Source organism: Pseudomonas sp. ICBG1301 (genome assembly GCF_016918385.1).
In the GTDB taxonomy this organism is placed as follows: domain Bacteria; phylum Pseudomonadota; class Gammaproteobacteria; order Pseudomonadales; family Pseudomonadaceae; genus Aquipseudomonas; species Aquipseudomonas palleroniana.
On sequence record NZ_JAEKGB010000012.1, the window covers coordinates 49,263 to 56,880 of the forward strand.

Consider the following 7,618-nt stretch of genomic DNA (forward strand, 5'->3'; position numbering starts at 1 on the left):
ACTTATTAGTCATTTCAAGCGCAACCGAACCCTATAAAAAATCCAATCATGCTTGGCATGCGCCTAACCTCTGCGGCCTTTAATAGTTTTTAAACACACAGCAGATCCTTCACCATGCCTAATTTCAATCAACTCCTGTCTTCCAGTATCCAGCAAGCGAAACTCGACCAGGCGACCGAATCCGATATATTGAATTTTCGTTTATTTGGTAATAAAAAAGGCTTCCTGCATTTAAAAGACCTGCCCATCGGCACAATTCCGCCAACACCGAGCGACCGCGCCAGCCTGCAAAAAGAGTGCACGATCAGTGAGCAGATCATTCTGAAAGCCACGGCCATGCTGGGCGATCCAATTGGTTATATCCAGGAATCCAACGGCGATATCATCAATAACTTTTTCCCGCATAAAAAGTACTCCAAGGGTGCCAACTCGGACAGCTACGACTGCGAGTTGGAACTGCATACCGAAAATGCCTTTCATGCCGTGTCTCCGGATTATCTGGTGCTTTTCTGCCTGCGCCAGGACCCCGGCGCCGAGGCCGCGACCTTCATCAGCTCCATCGATGGCATTCGCGACATTATTACCCCGCATGACCTGAATTATTTCCATGAAGAAAAATACAACTTTCTGTCGGACTACTGCGCCACAGAAAAAAACTGCCGCATTGATATAAACCAAAAACAAACGGTTCTATACGGTGACCCCGAGTCGCCCTATTTCCGCTTTGACCCTCAATTCATGGTGGCGAGCAGCAAACACGCGCAACTCAAGCTTGAACTCCTGCGCAAGGCCGCCTGGGAGGTCGCCCACCCGGTGCACCTCAAGGCCGGTGACCTGTTGATCATCGACAACCGTAAAACCGCGCATGCCCGCAGTGCGTTCTCGGCTGGCCTGGACGGCCGCGATCGCTGGATCCAACGCACGTTCGCGGTCGCCGGCTATCGCTACTACGCGCAACGCCTGGGCAAAAACCAACGTGTCCTGGACCTGGTAACCACCCTATGAGCATGCTGCACCTGACCTTTGCCCTGGCCGTGTTCTTCCTGATTGCCTCGCCCGGTCCGGTGGTGGCCCTGGTCATCTCCGATGCCAGGCAAGCCTGGCCTGCGGCCACGATCACAGGCGGCGTGGTGTCCGCCCAACTCTTGCTGCTGATCACCCTGACGCTCATCTATACCGCGCTGGATGTGAGCCCGGTGCTGCTGAACTGGGGCCAAGTGGTCGGCGGGCTGTATCTGGCCTGGTTGGGGGTGTCCAGCCTCCTGGCCAGTTCGGACAGCGTTGCCACGGTGCAAAAAAGCCAGCGTCATTTTTTCTGGCGCGCCCTGAAAGTGGGGTTGTCCAACCCGAAAGACATCCTGTTTTTCCTCGCTTTCCTGCCTGGGTTCATCGAACCCAATGGCGACTTCATTAAACAGGGACTGATCCTCGCCCTGATCTGGGGGGTGATCGATATCACCATCCTGCTGATCTATGGCGCCATCTCGCGCCAGATGCTGTCCTTCGCGGTGGCCCAGAAAGTCATGGCCAAGGCCCCCAGTGTATTTCTGCTGGGGATCGGCCTGCTGTCCGGAGTGATGGGCACACAGCGGCTGATGCAGGGATGAAAACGTGCAACGCCAAATAATATCATTAAGCCATCATTCAAAAATGATGCTAGGTCACCGTTTAAAAACATGCAACCAAAGCTCGGGCTTTCTTGCCGCTTTACCCCGTGAGGCTTGCGCTTCAACCGACCCAACCGCTGTGACAGTCATCAACCGAAACATGACGGTGAAATAATGAACGCTCAAACGCTGTTTCCTCTCATCGGTAAAGTCATCGCCAGTACGGGCAGCCGCCACTTCTCGCGATTTCTGCATGATCTGGTACTCACCAAGGTGCCCGTGGATGCCACGCACATCACCCATGTGCGCATCGATGGCGCTGACGGCGCGCGCGTAGAGCCCACCGGGGCCGGCGCTGAGATCCTGAGCCCGGAGCACATGTCTTCGTTGATCAAGTCCGCTCAACCCAGAACACCTGAATCACCGACCGCCCTACAGGTGGCAAAGCCCGTCCTCGCGCAATCCGTGGCGAGCTTTTCAGCGTCGGCCGGCGCGCCTTCAAAACCGGCGTTGACGCCCATTCCCTTCAGTTCCCAGCTGCATCTCAAATCCCGGAAAAAAGAATACTTTTATATAATTTCGTTCTACCGCGAACACATCGATGACTTCTCGATGCAGGAGCAGATAATCCTCAAGGATTTCTCCTTGCTCCTGCTGGCGTTGGTAGAGAAGCACATTAATGCGATAAATTCTCAAGGCATGCCGGACAAAAATATCGCCGTTGATGGGCTTGTCCCACAAAACCGGGACATGGATTCCCTGCGCCAGCGTTTTGAGGCTCGCCTGGTGCAATCTGGCTTGAGGCTGTCCAACCGCGAAAAGGAAATCTGCGCCGGCCTGCTGGCGGGGCGTACCGCGCCTGAGCTGGCTGAAGCGCTGGAGCTCAAAGTCAATACCGTGGAAAGCTACTTGAAACGCGCGGTGATCAAGATGGGCATCAGCGGGCGCCATTCGCTGATCCGTTGGATGCATGCCAATCCCGGTAACCCGACGGTGACACGCCTGCAATAAAAAACACCCTGTTTATTCATTTAACAGCAGAATCACTGACACTTTCTTCGTGCAACCACGCACAACTTTCACGGTTCAAGCGCAGGCGCGGGTTATTACTCTTATTGTCACCTGATTGACAGAGATTCCGGGGACATCCCGCGCCTGAACCGATAGCGGCCGTTGCCGCCTTCCTTCAAACTAAACCGGGTCATAAGTTAACTTGACAGTGCTCACTTTACAGGCTGTTCGGCTAACTTTACGGCTGCGTTTATTTTCCAGCAACAAACGTCATACGGTCATATAACCGGCCCACCGTTTACTGCCTTGAATAACGCTCGTTATTAACGACACGCCGTCTCTTGTTCCATCAACTATCCAGCGCTGCGCTTTGCCGCAGCCGATGAGTGCATGATTATGGAAGAGCTAAGTTATCTGAAGAAAGTCGAATCGAATGCACGCACCTATGCCGCCACGTTCCAGCGCCTGTTCGTCAGCGGCAAAGGCGTGTGGGTCAAGGATGCCCAAGGCAAGGAATACCTCGACTGCCTGGCCAACGCCGGAACCCTGGCCTTGGGGCATAATCCGCCCGTCGTCAAAGAAGCGGTGCTGGATTTCCTCGGCACCGACCAACTGCAACAAGCCTTGGACTTGGCCACACCCGCCAAGCAGGCGTTTGTACAGGAACTGTTTTCCCAATTGCCGGCCGCCATGCGTGACTCCAGCAAGATTCTGTTCTGCGGCCCCAGCGGCTCGGATGCGGTGGAAGCCGCGATCAAACTGGCGCGTCATTACACCAAACGCTCGGCGCTGATGGCCTTTCACGGCGGCTATCACGGTATGACCGCCGGCGCCCTGTCGGCCATGGGCAATCTCAACCCCAAAAACATCCCCAGCGTCACCGCGCAAAACACCCACTTCCTGCCCTTCCCGTATCGCTTCCGCTGCCCGTTCGGCACCGATGGCGAGCAGACGGACCAACTGTCAATCGACTACATCCGCACCGTACTTTGCGACCCGGAAGGTGGCGTCACCCGCCCCGCCGCCGTGCTCGTCGAAGTGGTGCAAGGTGAAGGTGGCTGTATTCCCGCTTCCGCCCAGTGGCTGCGTGGGTTACGCGAGATCACCCGCGAGTTGGGCATTGTGCTGATCATCGACGAAGTGCAGACCGGCCTGGGCCGTACCGGCAGCACCTTTGCCATCGAACATGCCGGTATCGTGCCCGACATCCTGGTGCTGTCCAAGGCGATCGGCGGCGGCTACCCGCTGTCGGTGATTGTCTACGCCGAACACCTCGATACCTGGGGCCCGGGCATGCACGCCGGCACCTTCCGCGGCAATCAGATCGCCATGGTCGCCGGGCGTGCCACCATGCGCCATATCCGCCAGGCCAACCTGGTTGAAAATGCCACGGCACGTGGCGCGCAACTGCTGGCCGGCCTGCAGGAGATCGCCGGGCGATATGACCCGATCGCCGATGTGCGCGGTCGTGGCCTGATGATCGGGGTCGAGGTCACCAAGTCACGCGTGGACGGCCGGGCGGGCCTGGGTGATGGCACCCTGGCGCGGGCGATCAAGCTCAATTGTTTCGATAACGGCCTGATTATCGAAACCGGCGGTCGTCACGGTTCGGTCCTGCGCTTCCTGCCCGCCCTGACCATCACCGAAGCCCAGGTAGGCAGCGTGCTCGAGCGCTTCGAAGACGCCGTCAGCACCGCCACCGCGCACCGCTTGCACAGCGTTAGTCAGTCGGCCTGACCACCGGCCGTAAAAAAGCCCGCCAACCGTCACCGGTGGCGGGCTTTTTAACGGGTGCCTCAGTCCCGTGCGAGGGCTTCGATCGGGTCCAGTCGCGCCGCATTGCGGGCCGGTACAAAGCCGAAGATGATGCCAATCAGGCTTGAACACACGAACGCGGTGACAATCGACTCCAGGGAAAACACCATCTGCCATTCCTTGATCAGCAGGGAAAACACAAAGCCGATCCCGAACGACAACGAGATACCGATGACTCCGCCGATCAGGCAGACCATCACCGCTTCCACCAGGAACTGTTGGCGAATATCCGACTGACGCGCCCCCACCGCCATGCGGATGCCAATTTCCCGTGTGCGCTCGGTCACCGACACCAGCATGATATTCATCACACCGATGCCGCCCACGACCAGGGAAATCAAGGCGATCAGCGACAGCAGCAACGCCAGCGACTGACTGGTCTTTTGCACCGTCTGCATGATGCTGTCGAGGTTGTAGGTGAAGAAGTCCTTGGTGCCGTGGCGCTGTTCCAGCAGTTTGACCACGTTGGCTTCCACCACCTTGCTCGGCTGCCCGTCCTTGATCCGCACCGTGATGCTATCCAGGTAACGCTGGCCCAGCAGGCGGCCGGCCGCGGTTTCGTACGGCACCCAGACATTCAGGGCCTTGCTGGTGTTGAAGATGTTTTTATTCTCCGCCGCCACCCCGATCACCGTGCACGGCAAGTTCCCCACCAGGATGATCTGGCCCAGTGCCTCGACATTCGGGCCGAACAAACGGTTGCGGGTATTGTGGTCAATTACCACGACCTGAGCCTGGCGAGTGTCATCCTCCTGGCTGAAGGTGATGCCTTCGGCGATCTTGATCCCACGCACCTGGAACGAGCTGGCACTCACGCCGTTGACCGTGGCATCCACGTCGATATTGCCAAAGCGCAGCAGCAGGTTGCGCCCGGCGTTGGGGGTTGCGCTGTCGATGTAATGCAACTGGCTGAGCGCGGTTACATCGGACAGCACCAGGGTCTGGATGGCCGAGGCATGGCTGTCACCAAAGTCGGTGCCCGGGTAGATATCGATGGTGTTGCTGCCGATCGCCTGGATATCACTGAGGACGTAACGTTTGGCCCCTTCGCCGATCGCCACGATCGACACCACCGAGGTGATGCCGATCACGATCCCCAGCATGGTCAACAACGTGCGCATGCGGTGCGAAATCAACGCGATCCAGGCCATCACGAAGGCTTCCTTGAACAGCCCCAGGCTCGCCACCAGGCGCCGCCCCGGGCTGGCCTTGAGCTGGGTGGCCGCCGGCGCTGCCGCCTCCATCCCGACGCGTTCATTGGCCCGGTCACTGAGGACCTCGCCGTCGCGCATCTCGATGATACGTTCGGCATTCGCCGCGACCTTCGCATCGTGGGTCACGATAATCACCGTATGCCCCGCCGCGTGCAGCTCCAGCAAGATGTTCATCACTTCCTTGCCGCTGGCGGTGTCGAGGGCGCCGGTCGGTTCGTCGGCCAGAATCACCTCACCGCCGTTCATCAAGGCTCGCGCGATACTCACCCGTTGCTGCTGGCCACCGGACAACTGGCTGGGACGGTTGACCAGGTGATTGGCCAGGCCCAGGCGCGCCAGCAGTTCCTTGGCACGGCTGTGGCGCTGGGCTTCCGTGACGCCGGCATAGATCGACGGCATCTCGACGTTGTGCATGGCGCTCAAGTGCGGCAGCAGGTGGTAACGCTGGAAGATGAAACCGAAGTGATCACGACGCAGTTCCGCCAGTTCATGGTCTTCCAGGTCGCGGGTTTCACGGCCGTTGATGGTGTAGCTGCCCTCAGTGGCGTAGTCCAGGCAACCCAGGATATTCATCAATGTCGACTTGCCCGACCCCGAGGCGCCGGTGATTGCCACCATTTCCCCGGCGTTGATCGTCAAGTTGACATTCTTGAGGGCCATGAAGGCCTTCTCACCGGCCACAAAACTGCGGCTGATGCCTTTGAGCTCCAACAAGGCTTGAGTCATGGTCAGACCCCCGCCACGGCAGGCGCAGGATCACCGATGACGACTTTGTCGCCTTCTGCCAGGCCATCCTTGATCTGTGCCTTGACGTTGTTATTGATCCCCACCTGCACGTTGCGCTCCTGGGCGTGACCGGTCTCGTCGATCACCCGCACCACGTACGAACCGTCCCCATTGCGCTTGCCCAGTGCCGCCACCGGCACCATCAGCACATCCTTGGCGATGTCACGCACGATGCGCACTTGGGCGGTCATCGAAATACGCAGGCGATGTTCCGGGTTGGGCACATCGAACAAGGCGTTGTAGAACACCGCCGTGTTCTGCTTGGGGGTGCCCGCGGCCTGGGTGTCCAGGTAGTTCTGCGGTGCGGGTTCGGTGCCGCGCAGTTTGGCGTAGTAGCGTTTGTCGGCTTCGCCCAGGATGGTGAAGTACACCTCCTGGCCCGGCCGGATATGAATCACATCGGCTTCCGACACCTGGGCCTTGATGGTCATGGTGTCCAGATCGGCCAGTTTCAGCAGCACCGGCGCCAGTTGCTCGGCGATCACGGTCTGGCCTTCCTGGGTGACGATGCCGACCACATCACCGTCAATCGGCGCGACGATACGGGTGTAGCCCAGGTTGACCTTGGCGGTGTCGATCTGAATACGCGCATTTTTCAGCTGGGCATCCAGGGCGACCAGATTGGCGCTCTGTACCAGATAGTTGGATTCGGCGGTCTCGAAATCCTGCCGGGAAATAGCCGCGTCCGATTGCAGCTGGGTGTAACGCTCCCAGACCGATTTGGTCTGGGCAACCTGCGCCGCCGTCGCCTTGCGCTGGGCCTCCAGGTTTTCTTCATTGACCTGGGCCTGGCGCAGGGTGTTCTGCAGCACCAAGGGGTCGATTTCCGCCAACCACTCGCCCTTCTTGACCTTATCGCCAAGCTTGACCTTCAGTGATTTCAACTGGCCGGAGACTTGCGCGCCGACATCGACCTGCTTGACCCCCTGCAAAATCCCGGTGGCCAGCACTGAGTTCTCGATCTCGCCGCGCTCGACCTTGGCGGTCAGATATTCGGGTGGCTCGGCGGGTGATTGCACCGAATAGACAATCATCCCAGCCACGACCGCCAGCCCCACGCCCCAAAAAACCTTGCGAAACTTCGACTTTTCCATAGATGACCACTAATACGTTGAAAGGTAGACCCGACCGGTGGCCGGGTTCGCACTAAATTGCGTGAATGTTCGCTTCAGGTTAGGGCGCAAG

Annotated in this window: 6 protein-coding genes; 4 read left to right on the top strand and 2 right to left on the bottom strand. The window is 58.6% G+C overall.

The features are described from left to right. The first annotated feature begins 114 nt into the window (after positions 1 to 114). The 4 genes from JBE38_RS23860 to JBE38_RS23875 all read left to right on the top strand — a co-directional run bounded on the left by JBE38_RS23860 (position 115) and on the right by JBE38_RS23875 (position 4,355). Entirely contained in the window at positions 115 to 1,005 is an 891-nt protein-coding gene (locus JBE38_RS23860; protein WP_090372002.1) for a TauD/TfdA family dioxygenase, read from the top strand. Beyond that, entirely contained in the window at positions 1,002 to 1,607 is a 606-nt protein-coding gene (locus JBE38_RS23865) for a LysE family translocator (protein WP_060756404.1), read from the top strand. Before JBE38_RS23860 ends, JBE38_RS23865 begins: the two co-directional genes overlap by 4 nt. Positions 1,608 to 1,781: 174 nt before the next feature. Then, positions 1,782 to 2,618 (top strand): helix-turn-helix transcriptional regulator, encoded by an 837-nt coding sequence (locus JBE38_RS23870; protein ID WP_205345274.1) that lies wholly within the window; start codon positions 1,782 to 1,784, stop codon positions 2,616 to 2,618. Positions 2,619 to 3,014: 396 nt separating this feature from the next. Then, positions 3,015 to 4,355 (top strand): diaminobutyrate--2-oxoglutarate transaminase family protein, encoded by a 1,341-nt coding sequence (locus JBE38_RS23875; protein ID WP_161550317.1) that lies wholly within the window; start codon positions 3,015 to 3,017, stop codon positions 4,353 to 4,355. Positions 4,356 to 4,414: 59 nt separating this feature from the next. Here the strand turns inward: JBE38_RS23875 and JBE38_RS23880 are convergent, their stop codons facing one another. Both JBE38_RS23880 and macA read right to left on the bottom strand, forming a co-directional pair. Then, on the bottom strand, positions 4,415 to 6,373 hold the full coding sequence (locus JBE38_RS23880; protein WP_060756406.1) for a MacB family efflux pump subunit: 1,959 nt from the start codon (positions 6,371 to 6,373) through the stop codon (positions 4,415 to 4,417). Between the two features lie 2 nt (positions 6,374 to 6,375). Continuing rightward, positions 6,376 to 7,527: a macrolide transporter subunit MacA gene (gene macA / locus JBE38_RS23885; protein WP_060756407.1), complete on the bottom strand. Its 1,152-nt coding sequence runs from the start codon at positions 7,525 to 7,527 to the stop codon at positions 6,376 to 6,378. Positions 7,528 to 7,618 lie beyond the last annotated feature (91 nt).